The organism is Tardiphaga alba (genome assembly GCF_018279705.1).
GTDB lineage: Bacteria > Pseudomonadota > Alphaproteobacteria > Rhizobiales > Xanthobacteraceae > Tardiphaga > Tardiphaga alba.
In genome coordinates this window covers 3,885,083-3,908,151 of record NZ_CP036498.1, presented here as the reverse complement: position 1 = coordinate 3,908,151, position 23,069 = coordinate 3,885,083, and the positions used below count along the sequence as shown (strand labels likewise).

Annotated in this window: 39 protein-coding genes; 25 read left to right on the top strand and 14 right to left on the bottom strand. The window is 61.2% G+C overall.

Going from position 1 to position 23,069, the window contains the following annotated elements:
- Positions 1-31: 31 nt before the first annotated feature.
- The 17 genes from RPMA_RS18565 to RPMA_RS18485 are packed head-to-tail and all read left to right on the top strand — an operon-like array spanning position 32 to position 12,450.
- Positions 32-289 carry a hypothetical protein gene (locus RPMA_RS18565; protein WP_211909165.1) on the top strand — a complete coding sequence of 86 codons (258 nt, stop codon included), beginning with the start codon at positions 32-34 and terminating at the stop codon, positions 287-289.
- 48 nt (positions 290-337) lie between these two features.
- Positions 338-709 carry a hypothetical protein gene (locus RPMA_RS18560; protein ID WP_211909164.1) on the top strand — a complete coding sequence of 124 codons (372 nt, stop codon included), beginning with the start codon at positions 338-340 and terminating at the stop codon, positions 707-709.
- A 3-nt stretch (positions 710-712) separates the two neighbouring features.
- Positions 713-1,294 (top strand): head-tail connector protein, encoded by a 582-nt coding sequence (locus RPMA_RS18555; protein WP_211909163.1) that lies wholly within the window; start codon positions 713-715, stop codon positions 1,292-1,294.
- Positions 1,295-1,297: 3 nt separating this feature from the next.
- Positions 1,298-1,684 carry a head-tail adaptor protein gene (locus RPMA_RS18550; RefSeq protein ID WP_211909162.1) on the top strand — a complete coding sequence of 129 codons (387 nt, stop codon included), beginning with the start codon at positions 1,298-1,300 and terminating at the stop codon, positions 1,682-1,684.
- Between the two features lie 18 nt (positions 1,685-1,702).
- Positions 1,703-2,113 (top strand): hypothetical protein, encoded by a 411-nt coding sequence (locus tag RPMA_RS18545; RefSeq protein ID WP_211909161.1) that lies wholly within the window; start codon positions 1,703-1,705, stop codon positions 2,111-2,113.
- 2 nt (positions 2,114-2,115) lie between these two features.
- On the top strand, positions 2,116-2,523 hold the full coding sequence (gene gp17 / locus RPMA_RS18540; RefSeq protein WP_211909160.1) for a tail completion protein gp17: 408 nt from the start codon (positions 2,116-2,118) through the stop codon (positions 2,521-2,523).
- Entirely contained in the window at positions 2,523-2,984 is a 462-nt protein-coding gene (locus tag RPMA_RS18535; RefSeq protein WP_211909159.1) for an HK97-gp10 family putative phage morphogenesis protein, read from the top strand. The genes gp17 and RPMA_RS18535 overlap by 1 nt, the downstream gene beginning before the upstream one ends.
- 32 nt (positions 2,985-3,016) lie before the next feature.
- Positions 3,017-3,436 (top strand): phage tail tube protein, encoded by a 420-nt coding sequence (locus RPMA_RS18530; protein WP_211909158.1) that lies wholly within the window; start codon positions 3,017-3,019, stop codon positions 3,434-3,436.
- A gap of 3 nt (positions 3,437-3,439) precedes the next feature.
- The gene (locus RPMA_RS18525) at positions 3,440-3,817 is read left to right on the top strand and encodes a hypothetical protein (RefSeq protein ID WP_211909157.1); all 378 of its coding nucleotides are present in this window, start codon (positions 3,440-3,442) and stop codon (positions 3,815-3,817) included.
- An 8-nt stretch (positions 3,818-3,825) separates the two neighbouring features.
- The gene (locus tag RPMA_RS18520) at positions 3,826-4,107 is read left to right on the top strand and encodes a hypothetical protein (RefSeq protein WP_211909156.1); all 282 of its coding nucleotides are present in this window, start codon (positions 3,826-3,828) and stop codon (positions 4,105-4,107) included.
- Position 4,108: 1 nt separating this feature from the next.
- Complete coding sequence (locus tag RPMA_RS18515; protein ID WP_211909155.1) at positions 4,109-6,145, top strand: phage tail tape measure protein; 2,037 nt, start codon at positions 4,109-4,111, stop codon at positions 6,143-6,145.
- Entirely contained in the window at positions 6,145-6,960 is an 816-nt protein-coding gene (locus RPMA_RS18510; RefSeq protein ID WP_211909154.1) for a discoidin domain-containing protein, read from the top strand. The genes RPMA_RS18515 and RPMA_RS18510 overlap by 1 nt, the downstream gene beginning before the upstream one ends.
- A complete protein-coding gene (locus tag RPMA_RS18505; protein WP_211909153.1) occupies positions 6,957-8,810 on the top strand; it encodes a hypothetical protein in 1,854 nt (617 codons plus the stop codon). Before RPMA_RS18510 ends, RPMA_RS18505 begins: the two co-directional genes overlap by 4 nt.
- Positions 8,807-9,061 carry a hypothetical protein gene (locus RPMA_RS28275; protein WP_211909152.1) on the top strand — a complete coding sequence of 85 codons (255 nt, stop codon included), beginning with the start codon at positions 8,807-8,809 and terminating at the stop codon, positions 9,059-9,061. The genes RPMA_RS18505 and RPMA_RS28275 overlap by 4 nt, the downstream gene beginning before the upstream one ends.
- Positions 9,062-9,087: 26 nt before the next feature.
- Positions 9,088-9,273: a hypothetical protein gene (locus RPMA_RS18495; RefSeq protein WP_211909151.1), complete on the top strand. Its 186-nt coding sequence runs from the start codon at positions 9,088-9,090 to the stop codon at positions 9,271-9,273.
- 12 nt (positions 9,274-9,285) lie between these two features.
- On the top strand, positions 9,286-9,873 hold the full coding sequence (locus RPMA_RS18490) for a hypothetical protein (protein ID WP_211909150.1): 588 nt from the start codon (positions 9,286-9,288) through the stop codon (positions 9,871-9,873).
- A 27-nt stretch (positions 9,874-9,900) separates the two neighbouring features.
- Positions 9,901-12,450 (top strand): discoidin domain-containing protein, encoded by a 2,550-nt coding sequence (locus RPMA_RS18485; protein WP_211909149.1) that lies wholly within the window; start codon positions 9,901-9,903, stop codon positions 12,448-12,450.
- On the opposite strand, the gene RPMA_RS18480 is transcribed toward RPMA_RS18485, so the two are convergent.
- The gene (locus RPMA_RS18480) at positions 12,447-13,301 is read right to left on the bottom strand and encodes an acyltransferase family protein (protein WP_211909148.1); all 855 of its coding nucleotides are present in this window, start codon (positions 13,299-13,301) and stop codon (positions 12,447-12,449) included. The two genes, RPMA_RS18485 and RPMA_RS18480, sit on opposite strands and share 4 nt — an antisense overlap.
- Before the next feature lie 282 nt (positions 13,302-13,583).
- Between RPMA_RS18480 and RPMA_RS18475 the strand changes: the two genes are divergently transcribed.
- The 6 genes from RPMA_RS18475 to RPMA_RS18450 all read left to right on the top strand — a co-directional run bounded on the left by RPMA_RS18475 (position 13,584) and on the right by RPMA_RS18450 (position 16,511).
- Entirely contained in the window at positions 13,584-14,123 is a 540-nt protein-coding gene (locus RPMA_RS18475; protein ID WP_211909147.1) for a hypothetical protein, read from the top strand.
- Positions 14,124-14,175: 52 nt separating this feature from the next.
- Positions 14,176-14,826 carry a hypothetical protein gene (locus tag RPMA_RS18470; protein ID WP_211909146.1) on the top strand — a complete coding sequence of 217 codons (651 nt, stop codon included), beginning with the start codon at positions 14,176-14,178 and terminating at the stop codon, positions 14,824-14,826.
- Positions 14,826-15,080, top strand: coding sequence for a hypothetical protein (locus RPMA_RS18465; protein ID WP_211909145.1), 255 nt, complete (start codon positions 14,826-14,828; stop codon positions 15,078-15,080). Before RPMA_RS18470 ends, RPMA_RS18465 begins: the two co-directional genes overlap by 1 nt.
- A 237-nt stretch (positions 15,081-15,317) precedes the next feature.
- Positions 15,318-15,704 carry a hypothetical protein gene (locus RPMA_RS18460; protein ID WP_211909144.1) on the top strand — a complete coding sequence of 129 codons (387 nt, stop codon included), beginning with the start codon at positions 15,318-15,320 and terminating at the stop codon, positions 15,702-15,704.
- Positions 15,679-16,014 (top strand): hypothetical protein, encoded by a 336-nt coding sequence (locus RPMA_RS18455; RefSeq protein ID WP_211909143.1) that lies wholly within the window; start codon positions 15,679-15,681, stop codon positions 16,012-16,014. The genes RPMA_RS18460 and RPMA_RS18455 overlap by 26 nt, the downstream gene beginning before the upstream one ends.
- Before the next feature lie 209 nt (positions 16,015-16,223).
- Complete coding sequence (locus RPMA_RS18450) at positions 16,224-16,511, top strand: septal ring lytic transglycosylase RlpA family protein (RefSeq protein ID WP_211913729.1); 288 nt, start codon at positions 16,224-16,226, stop codon at positions 16,509-16,511.
- A gap of 96 nt (positions 16,512-16,607) precedes the next feature.
- Here RPMA_RS18450 and RPMA_RS18445 read toward each other — a convergent pair whose 3' ends face one another.
- The 5 genes from RPMA_RS18445 to RPMA_RS18430 form a co-directional block, all read right to left on the bottom strand.
- Entirely contained in the window at positions 16,608-16,799 is a 192-nt protein-coding gene (locus tag RPMA_RS18445) for a hypothetical protein (RefSeq protein ID WP_211909142.1), read from the bottom strand.
- Between the two features lie 192 nt (positions 16,800-16,991).
- Entirely contained in the window at positions 16,992-17,336 is a 345-nt protein-coding gene (locus RPMA_RS18440) for a hypothetical protein (protein ID WP_211909141.1), read from the bottom strand.
- A gap of 303 nt (positions 17,337-17,639) precedes the next feature.
- Positions 17,640-17,864 carry a hypothetical protein gene (locus RPMA_RS28090; RefSeq protein WP_249225283.1) on the bottom strand — a complete coding sequence of 75 codons (225 nt, stop codon included), beginning with the start codon at positions 17,862-17,864 and terminating at the stop codon, positions 17,640-17,642.
- Positions 17,861-18,070: a hypothetical protein gene (locus tag RPMA_RS18435; RefSeq protein WP_211909140.1), complete on the bottom strand. Its 210-nt coding sequence runs from the start codon at positions 18,068-18,070 to the stop codon at positions 17,861-17,863. The genes RPMA_RS28090 and RPMA_RS18435 overlap by 4 nt, the downstream gene beginning before the upstream one ends.
- Before the next feature lie 138 nt (positions 18,071-18,208).
- Positions 18,209-18,529, bottom strand: a complete 321-nt coding sequence (locus RPMA_RS18430; RefSeq protein ID WP_211909139.1) for a hypothetical protein — start codon at positions 18,527-18,529, stop codon at positions 18,209-18,211.
- A 119-nt stretch (positions 18,530-18,648) separates the two neighbouring features.
- Between RPMA_RS18430 and RPMA_RS18425 the strand changes: the two genes are divergently transcribed.
- Together RPMA_RS18425 and RPMA_RS18420 are read left to right on the top strand one after the other, a co-directional pair.
- Complete coding sequence (locus RPMA_RS18425) at positions 18,649-19,038, top strand: hypothetical protein (protein ID WP_211909138.1); 390 nt, start codon at positions 18,649-18,651, stop codon at positions 19,036-19,038.
- Positions 19,035-19,619, top strand: a complete 585-nt coding sequence (locus RPMA_RS18420; RefSeq protein ID WP_211909137.1) for a hypothetical protein — start codon at positions 19,035-19,037, stop codon at positions 19,617-19,619. The genes RPMA_RS18425 and RPMA_RS18420 overlap by 4 nt, the downstream gene beginning before the upstream one ends.
- A gap of 364 nt (positions 19,620-19,983) precedes the next feature.
- Here the strand turns inward: RPMA_RS18420 and RPMA_RS18415 are convergent, their stop codons facing one another.
- From RPMA_RS18415 to RPMA_RS18380, 8 genes are all read right to left on the bottom strand, one after another.
- On the bottom strand, positions 19,984-20,148 hold the full coding sequence (locus tag RPMA_RS18415; protein ID WP_211909136.1) for a hypothetical protein: 165 nt from the start codon (positions 20,146-20,148) through the stop codon (positions 19,984-19,986).
- A gap of 297 nt (positions 20,149-20,445) precedes the next feature.
- Positions 20,446-20,922, bottom strand: a complete 477-nt coding sequence (locus RPMA_RS18410; RefSeq protein ID WP_211909135.1) for a 3'-5' exoribonuclease domain-containing protein — start codon at positions 20,920-20,922, stop codon at positions 20,446-20,448.
- A gap of 33 nt (positions 20,923-20,955) precedes the next feature.
- A complete protein-coding gene (locus RPMA_RS18405) occupies positions 20,956-21,174 on the bottom strand; it encodes a hypothetical protein (protein WP_211909134.1) in 219 nt (72 codons plus the stop codon).
- 49 nt (positions 21,175-21,223) lie between these two features.
- Complete coding sequence (locus RPMA_RS18400; RefSeq protein WP_211909133.1) at positions 21,224-21,445, bottom strand: hypothetical protein; 222 nt, start codon at positions 21,443-21,445, stop codon at positions 21,224-21,226.
- A 54-nt stretch (positions 21,446-21,499) separates the two neighbouring features.
- The gene (locus tag RPMA_RS18395) at positions 21,500-21,703 is read right to left on the bottom strand and encodes a hypothetical protein (RefSeq protein ID WP_211909132.1); all 204 of its coding nucleotides are present in this window, start codon (positions 21,701-21,703) and stop codon (positions 21,500-21,502) included.
- Entirely contained in the window at positions 21,703-22,035 is a 333-nt protein-coding gene (locus tag RPMA_RS18390) for a hypothetical protein (RefSeq protein ID WP_211909131.1), read from the bottom strand. The genes RPMA_RS18395 and RPMA_RS18390 overlap by 1 nt, the downstream gene beginning before the upstream one ends.
- Positions 22,036-22,312: 277 nt before the next feature.
- Positions 22,313-22,630, bottom strand: coding sequence for a hypothetical protein (locus RPMA_RS18385; protein WP_211909130.1), 318 nt, complete (start codon positions 22,628-22,630; stop codon positions 22,313-22,315).
- Complete coding sequence (locus RPMA_RS18380; protein WP_211909129.1) at positions 22,627-22,977, bottom strand: hypothetical protein; 351 nt, start codon at positions 22,975-22,977, stop codon at positions 22,627-22,629. The genes RPMA_RS18385 and RPMA_RS18380 overlap by 4 nt, the downstream gene beginning before the upstream one ends.
- Positions 22,978-23,069: the final 92 nt, after the last annotated feature.

Here is a 23,069-nt window from a genome sequence, read left to right as displayed (position 1 = left end):
CGTCGCCGCCTCGGCTGCACAGGAGGATGCCATGGCAGAACGTGAATACGATGTGATGCGCTTGCATGAGGGCGACAAGATCTATGTCGAGGGCGATGTGCGGACCATCAGCGAGGCGGATGCTCAGCATCTCGTGGCGTTGGGCGTCTTGGTCCCGCGCGAAGCGAAGGCTGCGCCGGCTGAAAAGCCTGCTGATGAGCCGGCTCAAAAGGCCGAAACCGAACGCATGAACAAGGCCGAGCCCGCTCCGGCGAACAAGGCCGAAAAGCCGCGGGGCAAGGGCAAGTAGCCCGCGCCATCGCCAACCCGGCGCTGCGGCGCCATTTGGAGAAGCATCATGAAGCGCTACAAGGTTACGGTCACCACTGCTGCCGATGGATCGGCGACTGCTTACACGCCTCGCCTGTCGGGCGAGTTGCACGCCATCCAGTACGTGCCGCACGGCGTAACGCCCTTCGACAACACGGTTGATTTCACCGTCACGTCGGAGGCGACCGGCGAAAGCCTGCTCACCCGAACGAATGTGACGGCAGCCGTCAACGCCCGTCCGCGCGTGCCGACCTCGGACGCAGGTGGCACTGCCTCGCTGTATGCTTCCGGTGGAACGGCGATTCAGGACAAGGTCGCGCTGGCAAATGACCGCGTGAAGATCGTTCTGGCGCAGGGAGGTAATGCCAAGATCGGCACCTTCCACGTTCTGGTGAACTGATCCATGCCAATCGTCGTCGTCACTCCACCGACCGTATTCCCGGTTTCGCGTGCTGATGCCAAGAAGCATCTGCATGCCGAAGAGTTTGCGGACGACGATGTCTACATTGATGGCTTGATCGCTGCCGCGACGGGCCACATGGATGGTCCGGCCGGCTCGCTCGGCCGGGCTATCATGCCTCAAGTGCTCGAATGGCGTGGTGACAGCTTCGGATTCTGCGATATCCGGCTAGCGTTCCCGCCGGTGGTCAACATCGTCAGCGTAAAATATGACGACGAGGATGGTGCCGAGCAAATTGTTCCCGGCACCGACTATCGCTTGGTCGGGCAACCTGGGATGCCGCGCGTCGCGCTCACATACGGTGCCTCGTGGCCGCAGGTGATGTCGCAGAGTGAGGCTGTTCGTGTCCGCTACAACGCGGGTTACCCAGATGCCGCCTCCGTGCCGGCACCAATCAAGCAGGCTATCCTGCTTCTGGTTGGGCACTGGTACGCAAACCGAGAGGCGGTCGTCGTTGGTTCGACGGTAGCGGAACTGCCACTTGCGGTTCGCGGCCTGCTTTTCCCCTTCCAGAGCCTGGCTTGACCGATGAAGGCAGGTAGTCTCGACCGTCGCATTTCCATCCAGCGCAAGAGCCTCACGCAATCACCGTCGGGGGAGCCGCTCGAGGCGTGGTCAAACGTTGCGTTGCGCCGTGCCGCTTCGATGTGGCCGGTGCGCGGGGACGAGCGCTTCTCCTCGCCGGAGAAGGTGGCCGGCGAACAGATCGAGTTTCGTATTCGCTATTCGTCTGACGTGGCGGTGCTGACGCCGCTTGATCGGATCATTCACCCGGCGTTGAGCGAGGCGGAAGCCCTCGATCCCGGTCATGTCATTCCAGAGCGTAGCATTCATGACGTGCTCGCAGTTCACGAAATCAACCGGCGGGAAGGTCTCAAGATCATCACCAGCCGCCGCGCCGACGTCACCACCTAACCCCGAAGGACCAGGACCATGGCAGATCTCAGCATCACCGCAGCCAACGTCATCGCCGGCAGCGACTCCAAGCAGGAGTCGGGTTTCGCCGGTGAGACGATCATCGCCGGAAAGGCCGTCTATCTCGATCCGACGACCAAGAAATACCTGCTGGCTGACAGCGATTCCGCCACGGCCGCAGTCCGCAAGGTGCGCGGCGTCGCGCTGAATGGCGCATCGCTCAACCAGCCCCTGACTATCCACAAGTCGGGCGATCTCACGCCGGGCGCTACGCTGACGGCCGGGCTGGCCTATTACCTGTCCAAAACGGCCGGCGGCATCTGCCCAGTCGCGGACATTGCCTCTGGCGGCTATGCCACAATCATCGGCATCGCCAAGTCGACGACCGTGCTTGATGTGAACATCATCGAGTCCGGCGTCGCGGTCTGATCGTGAAGGACATCCGGCCAGCACTGCGACAGTTCTTGCTGGCCGATATCGGCATTGCGGCCATCGTTGGTGCGCGCGTCTATCCGCTCAAGATCCCGCAGGGGATCAACCAGGCGAGTATCGTCTATACGCGCATGGGCGGACCCGGCGATTATCATATGCAGGGGCCGTCACACCTGGCGCGGCCGCGCATCCAGATCGATGCTTGGGCTTTGACCGGCGATGCGTCTGTGGCGCTTGCCGGCCTGATCAAGGACCGGATCGATGGCTTCAGCGGCGTGATGGGCTCCGGCGGTGACGCCGTAACAGTGCAGGGCGTGTTTCAGGTCGACGAACGCGAGGACTATGACAACGCGACCAAGCTCCATCGGGTCGGCCGCGACTTCATTTTCTGGCACGACGAATCCTGATGGCCAAGCAGTCCTTCAAGATCGAGGGGCTCGCCGAGTTGGACGAGGCTCTGGCCGAACTGCCGAAGGCGACCGCGCGCAATGTGCTGCAGCGGACGCTGAAGGCGCAGGGCGCGCCGATCCGCGATGCTGGCGAGCTGAATGCGCCGCGCATGACGGGTGGCCTGAAGCAGTCCTACACGATCGGTACCAAGCTCTCGCGCCGGCAGAAGAGCCAAAACAAGAAGGAAAGCGACGTCGAGGTCTACATCGGCCCGACCCCGCATCCGAAGTCAGTGCAGACCGAGTTCGGCAATGCGCATCAGGCCGCGCATCCGCATCTGCGTCCCGCCTTCGACGGCAACGTCATGAAGGTGCTGGACGGCATCAAGACCGAGTTGGCCGACCAGATTGAGAAGGCGCGCGTCCGCCTCGCCAAAAAGGCGGCGCGGCTCGCCGCAAAAATTCGAGCCCAAACCTAACACCACCCCATCACTTACCGGAGATCATCGCGATGGCTACCGAAGCACGCATTGGCTATGGCACGCTGTTCAAGTCGGGCAGCCCGCTCGTTACGCTGGCGGAGGTCACCAGCATCACGCCCCCAGGGATGTCCCGCGACTCTGTCGACGCATCCCACGAGCAGAGCCCAGGTGCATGGCGCGAGTTTATTGCCGGCATGAAGGACGGTGGCGAGGTGAGCCTCGAGTTGAACTTCGTTCCGGGCGGCACAGCTGCCGCCAGCATGATGGCCGAATTTGACCTCGACGGCCCGGACGCGGCGATCCAGCGCGTCATTGAATTCCCTGACGGATCGACGTTCAGCTTCACCGGCATTCTCACGGGCTTCGAGCCCGACAGTCCGCTCGATGACAAGATGACGGCGTCGTCGACTTTCAAAGTATCCGGCAAGCCGACGTTGGAGCAGGCGTAACCCATGGGCAATCCGCACAAGGGCGAAGTGTCGCTCACGGCCGGGGGCGAGACCTATACGCTTAAGTATTCGGTTGATGCCATCTGTCGCCTCGAGGAATCGACGGGAAAGAATCTCACGACGCTCATGACCGAAATGGCTGATGCGTCGAAGATGAGCTTGACGATGACGCGTCATATGGTTCACGCGGCGCTCTTTGAGCATCACCCCGAGGTGACGTTGAAAGAGGCTGGCGAGATCATGGAGGCGAATGGCGGCATGCTCCAGTCGCTCGCCAAAGTTGTCGAAGCTATCCAGATAGCTTTTCCGGAGGCGAGCGGCACGCCGCGCCCTCCCAATCGGGCGGCTCGGCGCAAGGCTGGGACTGGCCGGGCCTCCTGAAGCAATGGGTGTCGTTCGGCTTTGACCCGGACGGCTTCTGGAACAAAACCCCACGCGTGATCGCCCTGATCTGCGCGGGCAAGCAGGCGCTATTCACCCGTGAGTATAACGAGCGGGCGCTGATGGCTTGGCAGATCGCCTATTTCCCTCGCTCAAAGCGTCCCGTTCCGTTGCGCCAAATGATGGCGCGTGACCGAGAACGTAAGCCGCAATCACCTGAACAGATGCTGGCCATCGCAAAGCAGTGGACGCAGCTGATGGGTGGTGCGATCAAATCCAAGGAAACCTGATATGGCTGGTGCCGCCGTTATCGGTGCGCTGCGGGTCGTGCTGGGGGCGGATACTGCCTCCTTCGACAAGGGCCTTAAGGACTCTCAGTCCAGCCTGGCGACGTTCGGAAGCCTTGTGCAGACGGGGCTGGCGGCTGTTGCTGCCGCCGCGCTCGCGGCCGGCGCTGCGCTTGGCGTCATGGTCAAGCATGCAATCGACAATGCTGACAACCTCAACAAGATGTCGCAGTCGACCGGTGTTGGTGTCGAGGCGCTTTCTAAACTCAGCTATGCCGCGGAACTGGCCGACGTCAGTCAGGAGTCGCTCGGGAAATCTCTAGGCAAGCTGTCCAAGGCGATGGTGTCCGCGGCCACTGATGGAGCAAGCGCTGCCGGCGAGGCCTTCTCTAAGATGGGCGTCAGTGTCAAGAACACGGACGGGACTCTACGCTCCTCCGGCGAAGTGCTGACTGATGTTGCCGACAAGTTCTCCGGCTATCGCGATGGCGCCGACAAGACGGCGCTGGCCATTTCGCTCTTCGGCAAGGCTGGCGCCTCGATGATCCCTTTGCTCAATCTGGGCAAGGAAGGGTTGGAGCAAGCAGGCGAGGAAGCCGAAAAATACGGCCTCGTTCTCGATAAGAAGACAACGGCGGCCGCCGAAGCCTTCAATGACAATCTGAAGCGAATGGACAAGATCAAGCAGGGCTTGGTCGCGACGTTGACCGCGCAGCTGCTTCCGTCCTTCGAGCACTTTTCCGAAGTGATGCTCGACGTGAAGTCGAATTCGACGCTGATGAATGGCGCTGTCGATGCTGTCGTCAACACCTTCAAGACGCTGGTCACCGTCAGCATGGCGGCAATTACGGCGGTCAAGAGCGTGGGAGCCGAGTTCGGCGCTGTCTATCAAGCAGTGAAAGCGCTCGCCTCGGGGGACTGGCAGGGCTTTAAGGCTGGCATGGAAGCGTTCGCTGCCGCCGAACGGCAGACCGACGAGGCCGGAAAGGAATTGGCGAAGACCATCGCCAACCTGTGGTCCGCTCCGAAGGAGGCGGCCCCCGATTGGACCACCCAGCTCATCGATATCAAATCGATGCAGAAGGAGGTCTCGCTCCTCGGTGCCGAATGGGGCAAGACGGCCGCGCCGATCGTGAGCAGCGAGGGCGCCGTCAAAAATGCCCTGGTGTCATTCCTGGATGCGCAGGCGAAGCGGACGGCCGCGCAAACGGCAGAAGCGCAGACAATCGGAAAGAGTGTCGGAGAACAGGCAAAGCTTCGCATCGAGTATGAGGCGCAGGCGATCGCGCTGTCGAAGAATATCGCTCTTGGACCGGCGCAACTCGCGATGATCCAGCAGGCCGGTGACGCAGCGGCAATGGCGGCGATGAAGGTCGCGGGTGCGAATGCCACGCTGCAAGCTATGAACCCGACCGAGCAGTTCAATCTCCAGATGACGCAGCTGACGCAGCTCTACGATGCTGGCGTGATCAGCATGGAGACCTATGCAGAGCGGCAAAAGCAGATTGCTGAGCAGGCAGGGGCGACATGGGCGCAAGCCGGCGAGTCGATGGCGGGTAGCTTCGCATCGATTGCAAATGCGTTTGGCAAGGAAAGCAGCGCCATGGCCACAGCAGCCAAGGTGTTTGGAGTGATCCAGGGCACGATCTCGATGTTCACTGGCGCGGCTAAAGCGCTGGAGCTTCCATTCCCGGCCAATATAGCGGCCGTCGCTGCGGTCATGGCTAAGGGTGCGTCCCTCGTTGCGTCGATCAAAGGCACGACGGTTCCGACCGGCTTCAAGGATGGTCTCTCGATGACCGTGCCTGGCGGTGTCGGCGGCGGCGACAGTAGGCTGTTCCAGGCGATGGTGGAGCCCGGCGAAAAGATCGACATCACGCCCAACCGCGGAGGCAACCCATCGCGAGATACCGCTTCGGTTGGCAATACATACAATGTCGGCGTCCCGCTCATCGCTTCGCGCGACTGGGTGCGTGCGATGTTCGAGGCTCTGAATGAGGGCATGGCGGATGGTCACCGCCTCAACGTGGTGCCCGTCTGATGCTCGTCGTATCGCGCAATTTCGTCATCACGCCGCCGACACCTGACCCATGGCCGGTGACCGCCGATCATCCGCTCGTCGGCTGGCGCAACATCGTCACCACGACGAATGTTGCGGCGGACACCGCGGCGGCCGGCTATCCCGTCTCGAATCTGGCCAACCCCGCAACAGCGCAGGGCTGGCGCGCGGCGAATGACAGCGAGCAGTACATCACCGTGACGCTCGGCACGACGGAGCCGATCGATTATGTCGGCGTCGCGCGCCATAACTTCGGCTCCGGCAACATCCCGGTCTCGATCGAGATCAATATCGACGGCAATTGGGTCGAGGCCGTCGAGGAACGCATGCTTGCCGATGACAGCCCGGTGATGTTTCGCTTCAACCCGGCTGTCCCGTCCGCGCTTCGCGTCCGCCTGCAGGAAGGCGACGCGGCCCCGCGCGCAGCGGTGCTCTATGTCGGCCGGCTGCTCGTCCTGGAACGCAAGATCTGGGTCGGTCACACGCCGCTTCCGGATGGGATCAAGGCCAATGTCGCCAACGGGCGGAGTCAGTCGGGCGAGTTTCTCGGCGACATCGTGCTCGGCGAATGGCGAGAGTCGGTGCTGCCACTGTCATTGATCTCGCCGGACTGGCACCGCCTTCATATGCGGCCGTTCCTGAAGGTCGCGAAGAATACACCGTTCTTCTTCGCCTGGCGGCCGGAGATGTATCCTCTTGAAGTCGGCTTTTGCAAAGTGATCAACGACGTCGCTCCGGTGCCGGTTGCGCCGAGCAATCTTCTGTCCTTTGACTTGACGTTGTCGGGCATCACATGACGAACAAGTCGCTGACCTTTATCGAAATCTCGGTGCCGGTCTGCACGCGCACCTATGGCGTCGCGCCGTGTATTGCATCGATCCCTGCGACCGGTGCCATCAAGTGCTTCAATTGCCGTGCGACCTGTCAGGACAGGCCGCATCTCAACGAAGCCGATGTTACGCTGCGCTTCGCCAAACCGACCGAGTACCGGCCGGATGACATCGATATCGTGTCGGCGTCGATCTCCGAAGTTTCGTTTACGCCGAGCACGATCTCTCTCGGCGAAAATCTCGGCACACGGGCGACGCTGCAGGTCACCTTTCTCGACCATCCGCATTCCGATGCGGGCGAGGGCTTCGACAAATACCTCGCCGATCGCGACTATGACCCGTATCGGCAGGGCACTTTCTGGGGCAAGTTCCGCGCGCGCTTTCCATATCTGCGCGGCCGATCGATCACCTGGTACACCGGCTTGCTCGGCCAGTCGCTCGATCAGATGGAGGCTCGGCGCTTCGTCATCGACAGCTTCGACGGCCCGACGCCGGATGGGAAATTCTCGCTGATCGCGAAGGACATCCTGAAGCTGGCCGCGGGCGACCGCTCGCAGGCGCCGGTGATGAACAGTGGATTCCTGGTCGGCGATGTCACCAATGTGGCGACGTCGCTCTCGTTGTCGCCGTCCGGCATCGGTAACGAGGAATATCCGGCGTCGGGCTATGCGACGATTGGAGGCAAGGAGGTCGTCAGCTTCACGCGCGTCAACGATGTGGTGACCATCACCCGCGCGCAATACAACACGCTGGCCGTCGCCCATAAGGCACAGGATCGCTTCCAGGTCGCGCTGCGCTATGACGCGGAAGATCCTGCTGACATCGTCGCCGATCTGATCACCGAATACACCGACATTGATGCCGGCTATATCCCGCTGGCCGAATGGCAGGCCGAGACTGAAGCCTATAACGGCCGTGTCTATACGGCCCTGATCTGCGAGCCTACGTCCGTCGAAACGCTACTGTCCGAGCTGGTGCAGCAGGCCTGCCTGTGCCTGTGGTGGGACGACCGGGCCTTGAAGATCAAGCTGCAGGTTCTGCGCTCGGTGTTGACCGATGTCGCGCGCTTCACGTCGGACAACACGCTGGAGAACACGCTCAAGATCAAGGAACAGCCAGAGAAGCGGCTGTCGCAGGTGTGGGTGTATTTCGGTCAGGTCAATCCGCTGAAGAATTTGACAGAGACCGAGAACTATCGATCGACCGCAATCGTGATCGACCAGGCCGCCGAGGATGACTATGGCGCGCCGGTGATCAAGAAAATCTTTTCACGCTGGATTCCGCAATTCGGACGCACGGTCGCCGATCGGCTGAGTTCGATCCAGCTGGGGCGATACCGAGACGCGCCGCGGCGTTCGAATTTCGACCTGATGCGCTATGCCGGCACCGACGTGCAGCAGGGCGGCGGGTATCGGGTCGCTGCGCACTCGCTGCAGGACGCGACGGGTGCGGCGGTCGATATCCCCGTCCAGGTGACGCGCGTGGAGCCTGCGCCCGATCGGTTCAAGGTGGAGGCGGAGGAAGCGTTGTTCAACGTGCCGGAGGAAGATCTCGACAACCGGCTGGTGCTGATCGACGCCGACAATCTCAACGTCAACATGCGCGCTGCGCACGACTCGATCTATCCGGCGCCGGAAAGCGGCAATGTGATCACGCTGCGGATCAACGAGGGCGTGGTGCTGGGCTCGGCGGGCCCGGCCATGTATGCGCTGGTGATTGGCAGCTGGCCGGTGGGCGTCACATTGAATGTTGTGATCGCCGGCCGCGTCAGCGGCGCAGGCGGCGTCGGCGGGAAGGGGGGCATAATGACGGCGTGACGATTCAAAACGGTGCGCCCGGCCAAGCCGGCGGCGATGCGCTTTACACGCGCGTGGCGATAAACCTGCAGATTCTGTCGGGCGGTGAGTTGTGGGCGGGGGTGGTGGTGGCGGCGGCGGAGCGCCCCTTTCCGCGACGGCTGGTGGTGGTGGCGGCGGTGGTGGTGCGGGTCGATTGGGCGGCGGCGGTGGCGCCGGTGGCGCCACGGGCGGCTATGGCACAGGCGGGTTCGGTGGCGGCGACGCTGTAGGCGGCGTGGGGGGCGTCGGCGGAAACGTGTCTGGCTATATCTCCGGGTCTGGCGGGTCGGGCGGTGATCCAGGACTGCCCGGCCAGTCGGGCACCGGCAGTTCTTTTGGCGGCGGCCCCGGGGCTGGCGGCGCAGCCGGCCGGTCGATCGATGGCGTCAGCTTCGTCACGCTCAGCAATGCCGGCGATATCCGCGGAAACCAGATCAACTAACGGAACGCTCGCATGGCCCTTGCACGACATCAATTCACGGTCACCGACGAAGCCGGCAACATCGTTCCGTTCGCCAACGTCGAGGTGCGCGCAGAGATTCCGGGGCTGCCGCTCGTGCAGCTCTATGACGATCGCGACGGTATTTCGCCGATCGGCAATCCGATCGTCGCTGATGCTGACGGGTTCGTTTTCTTCCACTGCCTGGGTGGTGCCTATCAGATCCGTGTCTGGCTAGGCGCCCTTGACGCGACGCGCAACTATGTGGCGGTCGGCAGGGCGCAGGAATCCGACACGGTCATTGCCAACAATGCCGAGCGCATTGTCACGGCAGCCGGCGCGGTCGCCGTCACGGCCGACGATGCCGACATCATTTTGATCAACAAAAATGTTGGCGCTGCGACGACTGTGAACCTGCCGCCGTCCGCAGCGCGCACGAAGCCGGTTCGCATCGTCGATCGGAAGTATGACGCACTGACGAATAACATCACGCTGGTGCCGAATGGGGCGGAAACCATCATGGGCGGTGCCAGCTACATCATCGACTCCAACGGCGGCGGCATCACGCTGACGCCGCTCAAAGACGGCTCCGGCTGGATCTAACTTTCTCACATCACTGGATTGAACATCATGACGCTTCGTGGCTTCATCACGATCGCGGCTGCCTTGCTGCTGGCAACGTCGGCCGGTGCCCAGACAAGCCCCGGCACGTCGCCGCTCTCGGTGCCGAAGGGCGGTTCCGGCCTGGCCACGCTCACGCAATGGGGCGTGGTCTATGGCAACGGCACGGCGCCGGCCGGCGTCACGCCAGCGGGGACCAGCGGTCAGCTGTTCATCGGTCAGACATCTGCGGCACCGGCCTGGAAGACAGTCACTGGCGACGTGACGATCAACCAGAATGGCGTGACCGTCATCGGTACGGCGAAGGTCGTGCTGTCGATGCTGGCTGATGGCAGCGGGCTCGGCGTGCTTTGCCGATCGGCGAACACCGCGGGTGTGCCGGCCTGGTGCGTTGCGGCCAATGACAACGAGGTCTTCCGCCGCTCCGGGGCGGCGATCGGCTTCGGAACGATCGCCACGGGCGGCATCGCCGACGATGCTGTGACCAATGCGAAGCTGCGCAACAGCGGTGCGCTATCGCTTATGGGGCGCGCGGCGAATACGACTGGCGATCCGGCGGATATCTCGGCCGTCGCCGGCAGCTCGTGCGTCTTCCGAGAGAACGCCAACACCATCGATTGCGGCCAGTTGCTGACGGCGGGCCTCGCCAACAATGCCGTCACCAACGCGAAGATCCGGCAGGGCATCGCGCGCAGCGTGATAGGCGTGACGGGCAATGCATCCGCCAACCCCGATGACATACAGGGCGCGACCGATCAGGTGTTGCGCGTCAACGGGGCCGGCACCGCGCTCGGTTTCGGCGCCATCGATCTGTCCAAGGCAGCGGCTGCAACTGGGGTGCTGCAGGGCACCTCGATGCCCGCGCTGTCCGGTGACATCTCGAATTCGGCGGGTTCTACCGTCACGGCGATCGGCGCGAAAAAAGTGCTGGACGCAATGTTCCGCGACAGCGGCGCACTGTCTGTGATGGGGCGCGCTGCGAATTCGGGCGGCACTCCGGCGGATATCTCCGCAGCGCCTGGCTCGGGCTGCGTCTTCCGCGAGAACGGTAACACGATCGCTTGCGGCACGCTCGCAACGGCGGCCTATGCGGCGAACAGCGTCACCAACGCCAAGCTCGATCAGATGGCGCAGGCGAGGGTGAAGGGTCGCGCCAGTGGCGCCGGCACCGGAGATCCCGTAGATCTCACGCCGGCTCAATTGACCGCGATCGTGGACGTTATGGTCGGCGACAGCGGATCGGGTGGCACGAAGGGCTTGTGCCCGGCGCCTGGCGCTGGTGATGCCGCCGCAGGGAAATTCTGTAAGGCGGATGGTACTTGGGCTGTCCCTGCAGGTGGCGGCGGCGGAGGCGGCACGACCGACGCCGAGCGCCAGAACAGCCTGATCGATCGCATCAACATCTCGAAAGCGCTCGGCGATGCCACGCGCCACGTCAATCTGTGGGCGAGCGGCTTCAAGGCAAGCGACGACACGAAGCGCGGCATCAATACGATCGCCTCGGCGAATGTGGATGTTTCTGCCGCTGTCGCGAGTGGCTACGTAGCGCCGACAGTCACTGCGGGCGTAAACCAGCTAAGCGGAAAGACAGCGACGACTGCAGGAACTGTTTTTTCTGGTGCAGCCACAAACACTAACGACGGAAATACTTCGACTGGGATCCAATGGAATATCGCGCGCAACGTCGCAGTTGGTAGCGCTGCGATAATAAAGGTTGATCTAGGAGCGGCGGTCTCGATAGCGAGCACTCGAATCTTCGGCGAGACGACCATTCGCATGATCGCCTCGTGGAAGTTGCAGTATTCGAACGATGGCGTCAGTTACACGGACGCGGTCGTGATTGATACATCGTCATCGGCATCCGCCTGGGCGCCTCTTGCCAATTTTGGCCCAATCTCCGCTCGTTACTGGCAGTGGATACCTAATGCCAATGGGCCTGACGGAAACACTTTCGGCTTCATGGAGCTAGAGTTGAATACGGCTGGGATCACCAATCCCATGACGCTCGTTACCGCACCGCAGACCGCAGATAGCACGATCAGCAACGGCCGGCTGCTGGTGCAATTCGACAATTCGGCGGCTCCGACTCTTAACACCGATCTAGTTGGCAAGGTGTCGTGCAAGCTCAATGCGACGACGGTGACGATCTCGAACGCCTCGCCCGGTGTCATCAGTCAGACATCGCACGGGCTTTCGGTGAACGATCCCGTCTACCTGACAACCTCCGGAACATTGCCGACAGGCCTCTCACCGAGCGTGGGTTACTTCGTCAAGACGGTGCCGAATGCGAATTCCTACACGCTGTCGGCAACGCCCGGCGGATCGGCCATCAACACCTCCAGCGCGGGATCAGGTACGCACACGGCGAACTATTTCAGATGGGCGAATGCGTCGCTTTCGGCGCCGACGTCTTACTCTGGCGTCTCCAGCTCAAACCGGAAGGTGGCCGAGAGTGTCGATCAGGCGTGCGTGGAATCCGGGACCACCTTCGTCGGCCGCATCGATACGCTTAACAGCAAGATGATCCCGACACATGGACTCAGTGTGACAGTGCACTAGCCGGACGCGCGTGTCCTGCCGCGGTCGGAATCCATGGTGTTCGCGGCACGTCTGCCCAGCTCGATTATCGGCTTCTCGAAGTAGCGGTGCACAATGAGGCTGACGAGAAACGAGACGGCGATGCCGATGGATGAAGCGATCCACCATTGGTCGGTTGCGGCATATGCGGCGCGCAAGATGGGATAGCCGACGATGGTGTGAAGCAAATACCAGGAGTAGGACACGTGCCCGATGACCTCCAGCGGTCTCGCCCGCAGTGCGATGAACGCGTCAAGCCAGCGGAATTGCCCGCCCCGGTGCAGTGATCCGATCAGCATTCCGAGTAGGCAGAAGATGAGATACATCGGGGCGATGACTATCAGCCCGCGAATTGACCAGAATGCCAGCACGGCGATTGCAAACAGGAAAGGCGCGATCCGAATCGCCTTCTCTCCCATCCAGCGCAGCACTGGCGCAGCGGCATAGAATGCCACCTCGATGTAGAGCGTCCAGTACACGCCGGACATCCGCTCTGCGCCAAAGAGAGGCGCAATAAACGTCGCGTTCGTCACGGCCTGCCCAATGGTCCAGGCAGACGACGTGGCTGCGATAAGGGCGATGGAAAGCCAGTAGACCGGCAAAATGCGGAAGGCGCGGCGGATGGCGTATTGGCCGATCGCGTCGTTTGCCGCGAGGTTCCGGTCCATCAGGTAGCCGGAGAGAATAAAGAAAAGGATCACGCCTGCATTCGCGACCATCACGGATGCCTCGACTGCGTAGGGCAATTGCGGCGGCATGAAGTGTGCCGCGATGACGAGAGCGATCGCGACGCCACGCAAGGCGTCCAGCCCGGCTAGTTTATGAATCTGCATTATCCGTTTCCGTCCCGGTGTGTCGTACCACACTGGGTCGGGTTCGGCCACTTTCCGCTGAAGACCGCGGGAGCCCTACCGGAAAAGCCCGGCTGAGCTCGCGGCGCAGAATATCCCGGCGGCGCCGACCAGCGTCAGAACCCAAATTGCAGCAATCGCGATGATGTCGTGGCGGCGTTCCATGCCGCAGCGATAGCCCGTGCGGCCACCCCCGGCATATCCGCCGATAGTCGCGAGCGCTTCTGGCCAGTTCCGATCACTTTCGAACAAGGATCAAGACCAATGAGCATCGTTCCCAAAAGCCTGCCTCAGATCACCCGCGACGCCCTTCTCGCCAAAGTCGCTGCGCTCAAGATCAGCCAGCCTGTGTTCCTGGTCGGGATGCGGGGCTATTACCTCGACACGATGGGAAAGCCGAAAGTGAACGATCGCGGCATCTACGACGATGCCATGATCCTTGTCGGGCCGAACCACTTCAGCACCTACAATGCCAACACCGATCCGAGTGTATTTCGAAAGCACATCGCGAGCCTGCGGCCCGGTCTTTGGTCGTATCGGCTGGGCATCCACGGGCTGAGCAAGCCGAAGTCGCAGCAATACCAGGCGCTGGTGCAAGCTGACAAAGTGACGGTCGATCGCGACGGGGAGGGGGCCGAAACCGGCTTTTTCGGCATCAACATCCATCGCGGCGGCGTGAACACCACAAGCTCGCTGGGCTGCCAAACGATCGTTCCTGCACAGTGGCCGGCATTCATCGCCAACGTCAAAGACCAGTTGGCGCGCGCGGGGCAGAAGACGATTCCCTACGCGCTGACGGTCTGATCCATCCGCCGCCCGGCGGCACCGGGCACATCCTCAAAATCAAAGGTGACCTATGAAACTCTTGCTGCTTCGCAGCGCGATTGCGCTCGTGTGCATCGGCTTGCTGACGTTCGCTTTCGGCCCGCTGGTGCCGGTGGCTTTCCTTGTGCTCGGCTTGGGCTGGGGCGTCGTCCACCTGGCCGCGCGACCGCGTGCGCCGTGGATGCATGCAGGCCTTCCGGTTCTGCTCCTGGCGCTGGCTGTGCCGATCATTGCGTTCGCCGCGGATGCCGCGCCCGAGACCGTGGCGCAGGCCACTGGTGAGACGACGAAGGTTGTCTGGGGCTGGGGTAGCGCAGCTGGCGCCGTCGCTCAGGCGCTCGCCTATATCATCGGACTGGCCGCCGCTTGGGCGCTCCGGCAGCTGCCGGCGAATATCGTCGCCATCTTCGGAAACGCCCGGGTCGAACTGCTCATCCAGAACGCCGTCGGCTACGGCCTGAATGCCGTGCAGGGCGCCGTGAAGGACAAGACGCTGACCGTGGATGTCGGCAACGAGGTGCTGGCCAAGGCGCTTCAGTATGCCGTCGACAATGCCCCGGGCTGGCTGCAGTCGTGGGCAGGTGGTCCGGAAGGGCTGGCCAAGAAGATCTGGGCGCGGCTCAATCTAGAGCCCGCCGCCAGTGACGCGGCCGTTCCCGCTGCCGTCAGTCAGGCCAGCTGATGTTTACGGGGCTCGCCGGAGCCGCGCTGCTGAAGGTGCTGGAGGCGTTGTTCAACGCCTTCGGTACCGGCTTCAATGACTGGCTCGCCCGCAAGCGTGCCGAGAACAATCTCCATGATCTCGGCCGCGCCGAAACCACATCCACCATCAATAAGGAGAGCGCCGATGCGGAGCGTCGTGCGAATGAAGTGGCAGTCAATCGGCCTGATGTTGACGATGTCATTGCTGGTCTCCAGCGTGGCGACCGGTTCTAAGGCTGCCGGAAAATTTCCTTCGGATGCTCCGGAGGTGGTAGTGCAGACCAAATGCCCGCCGCTCCGAGAGTATGATGTGGCCACTGGTCAAAAGCTCGGAAACGAGCTTGCTGCCCTTAAAGGCGCAGACCCGGCTGCCGCTGCCCCGCGATACATTGCAGACTACAAGCTGCTGCGCGACCAGTGCCGAGCGTACGCGAAGTGAGGATCGCGATCGAGAGCCTCAAGGATCGGACGATGGAGTGGTTCTCCGCGTCCGTGATGCTTGCGTGGGGCATTACATTCGCGCTGCCGGGGGACCTGCTGACAAAGCCCGACTTTGTGGGCTTCCATCGATACACGTCGTCTGACGCGTTGCTGGCCAGCGTCTTCTCGATCATGGGCGCAGCAGGCTTGGTGGCGCTTTACATCAACGGACGGTGGCCGAAGAACGCCATCATCCGCGTCGTCCGCGGCATATTCGGCTCCGTCGCTTGGGCATTGATCGCCTACGCGTTCTACGATGCGGCGCAAATCAACAATACGCCGCTCGGCACAGGTCCGCTGGTTTACGCGTTGCTGGCCCTATACGAATTCGTTTCAATTTATAGGGCGGCGCATGATGTTCGGTATCACCACGCCTGACGCGATTGCCCTCGGCATGATGCTGATCGCCGTGGTGGCGATGCTTAAGGGTGGGAATTCGGGGGCTGCGGCAAAAGAGAAGGCCGTGCGAGAAGCCACCATGGTTGGCATTGCCGGCGGCATCGTCGATGCGAACCAGTTCAGCGACTATGTGAAGGTGGGCGACAAGCTCGCAATCGCTCTGCATCGTCATGCTGAGGCGCTCGAAAAGCAGCACGAGGTGCGTCACACGAACGCTCTTGAGGAATTGGCCGACAAGGTCGACGCTTTGCTTGCGGTCCGGGCTGACCCGGCGCCTCGCCGGAAATGAAGTGACCCGGCGCGTGATCGAATCAAGGCACGCGCCGGGCCTCGCCAAGGGCGATTGAGGTCAATCCTCAGCGCCGAAACCCTGCATCACCACCATAGGAAAGATCAATGATCCGCTTTGCCGCGGCGCTCGTTTGCGCCTGCATTTTTGCGTCTGCACCCGGTTATTCACAGGACATCTTCGCCGGTGTGCGCTCGATTGAAGTGACTATGACGAAAGTCGAATCCTGCATCGCCAGCCACTACGGCGTCGGGGATGGCTACCACGGCCGCCGGACAGCCTCCGGCGAACGGTTCAACACCCACGCCATGACGGCCGCGCACCGCACCCGGCGCTTCGGCAGCCGCGTGACGGTGACGAACCTTGCCAACGGGCGATCTGTCACGGTCCGCATCAATGACCGCGGACCCTTCGTCCGGGGCCGCTGCATCGATCTCAGCCACGCTGCCGCGCGGGCAATTGGCATGGGCGGGCTGGCGCGCGTCACGGTGGAATAGGGGCCACCGCCCCACACGGGCCCGAGAGGGCGACCGGATGAACCGGTCCGTTTACTCTGTAAACTGCCCGGCGCCAGCGATGGCGACCGGGCATTTTTATTTGACGACTCGCAGGTGGCCATAGCCCTTCGAGAGCCTTTCACGCGCGGCCACAACGTCGTCCCGATCTAAGATCTCGATCATCTGCTGAAGGACTGCTGCCGGGTCGCGCCGATCGGGTTCGATGTAATCGCACAGCACGGCGTGAGCCTCAGCCATAGCATTGGTCATGATGTCGATGTCACGCATCGGCGTTCCTTGCCGGCATCGTCGTGTAGAGGTCAAGCGCAAGCCTGTGGGCCGATTGCATATGGTCTCTAACGCCTGGGTTTACATTTCTGTCTGATTGAATGAGAGCGGCGCTTAGGTGCCCGATCAGTTCCAGAAGCGCGCTGGAATTGTCGTCGGCCATGGGTGCGGTTGAAGGACTGAGATGCGCCATCAGCGCAGCCTCAGAGGAAGTTGCACTTCAGGGCTCACGTGACGGTGAACGAAATCTTCGAGCCATGATGGGATGTCTTCATACGCAAGGTCAGAACGCTCTTGGATCTCGCGCGCGATATCGGCTGTGACGTCGCGAGACCAATTCTCGGTTGCGTTAAAAGCGATGACGCACAGCGGATCGGAATACTCGCCGGCCAATAGGTCCTTGATCACGGTTTCGAGATCGGTACCCGCGATGTCAGCTTCGCGCCAGACGCATCCGGATGAGCTGCAATCGACCACTAGATATACGGTGTCGTGAACGCCTGCCGGTACTACGGATGGGCTCCAATCCGAACGCATGATACGCAACTCCGTTACAGAACGGCGGATTCAAGCGAGGCGGCGAGGATTCGTTCCGAGCAGCGTTCCTGCGTCTCAGTGTCAGCCACTAAGGGTCAACGCCAAGCGCCAGTTCAAGGTAGGTTCCATGTATGCGGACGGCATCTTTCCTGCCTAAAGGTAGAACCCTGTACGAGCGGCCGTCTCCGACAATGCTCACGACGTGAGCCATCTGCCATTTTATCTTTGGGCTTCGCGATCGACCAAGTTCATTCAGTCGGCAAACGTCGCCGACGCGTAGTTTCGAAGATGCCACTGCTGCTCTCAATCGGCCGTCGGTAAGCGTCGCATCGTAAATTCGATCCGGCCATCAGGCAACTTCTGCCAGAACTCTACCGTCGTTGAGTAACCGCCTGCGGGATACCGCTGAAGTATCTCCCGGGCTTTCGCACGGGCGGCGTCGCGGGGCAGGGTGAACGTCTCCCGCACAAAGCCGTCGCTGACCTGCTGGCGGGTCCGCATGCGCTCGGCGAGGCGGCGGGGTGTCATCGGTCCCGCGCCAGCTTGCGGCGCCCCCAATGCGGATCTTTGCGGCTGGAATCGTAGACCGGCTCGCCGAGGTGCAAGGCTTTCCGGAGCCCGACCTCGGCGTGCATCAGAGGCCCTCGCTCTTCGGCTGCCAGCATGAGAGCCTCGGTGGCGGTCCGCCAAGCCGGCAGGTCGGCCTGGGATTTCGGCAGCTTCTGGATGAGCATGCCGGCGTCTCTCAGTGTCACCAGTGGCTTCGAGCCGGGCACAGGAATAGGGGCAGGCAATAGGGTGTCCCACGACATACGCATACTCCAACGCTACGCTACCGGCTTAATATGGGGACGCGGCTGCGGTTCCGGGAGTCACCGCCGGCGCGCAAGGTCCGCTTCGTGGCGCCGAAACCGCTCGATTTCCTCGTCGGAAAGCCGGCTCCGCAGCTCGGCCCATGCCGCCTTGAAGCTGGCTTTGCCATCCTCCAGATCGGTCGCCACGCCGCTGCCTCGGGCGGGCTTCACCGTGCCGCTGTACGTGATCGACCAGAACCAGTTCGGCTTCCCATAGGCGACGCCCGACTGCTTCAGGACCCGGCCCACGGCTAGGCCCTGCCAGATCACCAGCCAGTCGTCGTCATAGGGTATGCCGTCGAAGGTCATCTTGCGGAGGGTGAGCTGTTCGGCGTCCATCCAGGCACCTATAATCGCGCTCTAGGCGTTAAGTCTATTGGTGGGATCGCAGCGCTCCCCTATCTATGGTTGCGGAATCGGGCTACGTAGCGTCTGTTGTTCGCGATGAGACCATTGGAATGGGTAAATCACCGAGCGGCCTCAGCGCCAACGCGGCGGAACGGGTCGAGCTCCTTCGTGTTGATCAGCGCTATAAGACCCTTCGAACTCTGCTTCGCTGCTGTCTCGGCGGGGTGGCCTTCCATTATCTTCACGATTCGATTTTCTTCCTCGCTGGCGAAACCACCAAGCTCGCCTTTGAGTTGGCGGTTTTGGCTGATTTTAAGTTCGCGATAACCCTGACTCTGGCAGGATGCGCGGCCGGGTGGGCAGTGGTTGAGCGATCTTTGCGGTACAGAAAGGTCGAATACTTCCAAAAGCGTATCCGTGAGTTGGAAACTGGCATCGATCCGTCGCGCAGCTCATCGGGTCTTACCCCTAAAGGTAAAACCCATCCGGGAGATAAATGATGGAACAAGCATCAAATGCTTTGGTCGCAGTATGTGTTCTGTCGGCGCTGGTCTTTTTGATCTATGGCCCTTGGCAATGGATCTGCACAGACTGGGCGCGTCAGATCGTGTTCGAAAAGCGTGATAAGCTCTTTGACATGGCGCGGGCCGGCGAAATCAGCTTCCACTCGCGCGAGTACAAGGCAATCAGGTCATCCCTCGAGTCGAGTATCAGATTTGCTCACGATCTGTCATGGCCATTGCTGCTGGCGATGATGCTCTCGCGCCGTGTTGATCTGGATCGTCAGAGTGAGATGTCTGAAGCTACCGGGCGGATCGAAAATCCGGAAGTTCACGCAAAGATTCGGCGCATAGTATCGAGCTCGCAACGAGCGATGATTTTGATGGTGATCTTCAAATCGCCGTTCGCTGTCATTTGCTTTCCGATAGTTGCGCTGTGCGCTCTTGCGGCGGTCTTCATCGAAGGGTGCCGAAAGCACGTTGCGCATTTGGTTCGCCTGATCGGCAATGTCATCCAGGTTGAGGCTGAAGGCTTTCCCGAAATGCAGATCCAGAAGTCGCGCGCATTTCGCCGAGGCTGAATAACCCCCGGCGCACCTATTCCATGAGAGTCAGAGCGACTTCCGCGCTCGCAAGTTCCTTGCATACAAGCGTTCAGCGATCAGATAGCGTCGGTCATCCCCGGCCTGTTCGTGGCTGTTACCGGTGACTGAGAGCCAACTGCTCCCGCCCAATACAAGGGACGAGCAGGTGGAACCTTTCAACAATTTTCCGGGCCCAGAGTACAAAGTTCGGCAAACGGATGATGGGCAATTCGTCATCGATGTTCACTGGCCCTACGGTGCCGTCGAGCAACTCGTGGGGCTGTTCACCACCCGAGCGCATGCGATGCGGTGGCTGTTAGAAAGCGGGACGAAAGGAAACGTCTAGTTTGCTGTCACTCCATCAGCGGGGTAGGCCCGACCGGAGCCGGTCATATTCTTCGGCCAGAATAGCAATGTCGGCAGGGTCTGCATCAAACGTCTGGCCCGCGACATGTTTCGCGAGGGCGGCCTTTACACGCTCAATAGCGTTCAATCGGTCGTAGTGCTGATCATCACTCTCGGCCATTACTTACTCCATCACAGCTGGCGTGGGTTGCGCGGTGGCTTATTCCGGCTCGGCCCGACCTCACCGCACCACACCCCCAAATGGTCGTAGACTGTCATTCTGATCGACTTGGTGTCGCTGGCTTCGAAAGCGGAGATCAGGGCTGATCGCATGTCGTTGCAGATTACCTCATCCCATGACCTGCCGGTATGGATGTTGGTACCGACGACTTGGAAGTGCCCAGTATTCACGAATGATCTCTCCATCTGCCTGCATCCTAGCACAGGCGTGGCGGTTGTGGGGGCAGAGCGTGGGAGCCTAATGGTCAACCCGGACGGTCTGATGAGCCAGGAATTCCCAAGCCTGCTTTGTCCACATAGCATCAGCCAGCGCGTGGTGCTCGGTCGATGACTGCTTCGGAAGCTCGGGATTTCCGATCTCGTCGCAGAGCTGCTTCACATCCCGGCAATACATAGGCCAGCCCTTGGGAAGGTCCATCATGGTGCCGAATAGCTGGCACAGCGCGACCCAATCATAGTCGGCATAATAGGCCCAGAACTGAGGTTTATCGCCGACGAACTCGACAATTTGCCTCGCAATGTCATCCCGACCAAACACAGGCCTCGGATGAAGATGAACTATGACATTCTCTTTCACCCAATCACTGGCCTTCGACCGGTCGCAATCAGCGTTTTCAATGTACAGAGACGCGCCATCTTCACGCACAAGGCCGATTGAAAGCAGATCGATCGTCTTTCCGTCTTCTATAAATTCGGTATCAAACCAGATGCGCATGTCGGGCTCCAACGGTGGTTGTGGGGGAGTGGATCAGGCGGCGGGCTCGAATTCTGGGTCGAGCGGCGGCTTGCTGGCGACGCTGACGAGCTTCCAGATCCACACTTCGGCATCCTGCGTGTCTGTGCCGGCGAGCCGAAGCGCTGCGGCCTTCATGGCCGCCCTCTCGGTTTTCTGCTCTCGCACGACCCCATCGTCATCGTATGGCGAGAAATCATCGTTGGTGATCAGATAAGTCGACTTGATCGTCATGGGGTTCTCCTGTGAGCGTGTGAGTGGCTGGTGTCGTGATTACTGATGATCAGGCTGGCATCTCGCCGGTCGCCCGGCCATTCTCCTGGTGGGATTTCAGGATGTAACTGACGCAATCGATGCAATGATTGCGGCGGCTAGCGCCAAGAGAATCCCAGAAATCCATCGAGCCGCCTCGCTGTTGCGAGTATTCGTCACCCCACAGCCACATCGCCATTTGGGCTTCCGCGTGGGGATGGAGATTGCGATAAGCGCGCTCCTGCTCGGTCATCACGTCTTCTCCTGGGTGGTGTTCTGCTGCTGCGGAATGATCGCGGGAGGCCAATTACGCATCGAACCTTTTCCCATCAGCATGGGTGATCCGAAAAGAGTCAGCCAATTGCTCCAACTCAATGATCCGCTCGTCGGAAAGGTCGTCGATGTAAGTGTCGAAAAGCCTGGCGACTAAGCGATGGAGTCGGCTCTTGCACGGCTCAAGGACTATCCGGTCCTTGAGGTAGTCATTCGCAATCGGCTTGAGGTCTGCCATCAGATGCTCCTGAGGTCGGATTTGAGGACGAGCTTGAAGTTCGCGTCACCAACCCGCCATCCGTACATGCGGGACGCATATTCGGCGCCCTTGCGTGCGATGATGCCGCGCTCCTTGATGGACTGGCCGGAGAGCTTCTGGATGTATGGGCCGACCTTCTGCTTCTCCGACGCGCGGGCGAGGCAGTCAGAGCCGAACACACCACCAAATCCAGCCAGGCGAACACCAACCTTGAGAGGGCGTCCGCAGTGCGAGCATTCGCATTCGGTCTCGGCACCGACGATGGTGATCTCTTCGCAGGCCTTGAAGGCGATGGTTGCGGTGGCGGTCATGTGTCTCTCCATCAGTTGATGGTTGAGTTTTATCGTGTACATGATATCTTGTCAATAACATGTACACGATAAAGGTGCGCTTTGACTCAAATTCATGTACGCGATATGCCCCGCAAGATGGGGCGAAAGAAACTCTGGGCCGAGAACGTCAACCTGACCCTTCCTGAGGGGCCAAGGCGCGGATGGACGCTGCCTTGGAGGAGGGGGAGGACCGGCTCGACCTGATCCGCGACGCTATTGAGAAAGAGCTGAAGCGGCGCGAGAAGGCCAAGAGGGCCTAGCTCCCGTCCTTGTGAGAGGTGAGCGCGGCGGTCCTGCCGGCGGCCTTCAGGATTTCGAAATCCTTGTAGGCTTCTTCAACCTGGTTCGGGCCGATGCGGCCGAGCAGCAGGCCGGCCAACAGCACGCAATCTGGATCGGGCTCCGGCTTGGGATCGGTATCGAGAAAAGCGGCAATGAGTGCGATCGCGCTGGCGCCGCCGGACATGGCGACAGGCAGGCGCGGCTCCGGGGAGATCGCCAGCGTTCGCCGCATAGTCGCGCCGACATCATCACCGATCTTGGTCATCAGGTCTTTGATGATCTGGTCGCTCATGTCGCATCCTTTCCGCTTGTCGCAAGGATCGCTGGCGTGTCGGGTAGGAGGCGCAACATCTTTGCGAGCGAGAATGCACCGTCTTGCTCGCTTGGCGACCAGTTCGGATTTTCGCTCATTTCTTCCGCCACCTTCGCGCACCGCTCCCGCATGTCCCGCGCGGCGGCGTCGCGTTCGGCGATCGCCACGCCAAGCTCTTGGCATGCGTACTGATGCTCCATGCGCAGGCCTTCGATCTCGCTGGCCGCATCCAGCATCATCTGCCAGGCGCCGTTGTCGATCGACGCGCCGCCGCGGTCGTTGACGTGCTTTCGCAGCCTCTCGACGATATCGGCCTCGGTGTTCATGGGCGGTCCTTAATCGAACAATCGATTGTTCGCGTTGTCAGGCACTGGATCAGCGGAGCGCCGGTCACGATGGACTGGCACACGCTGAAAAT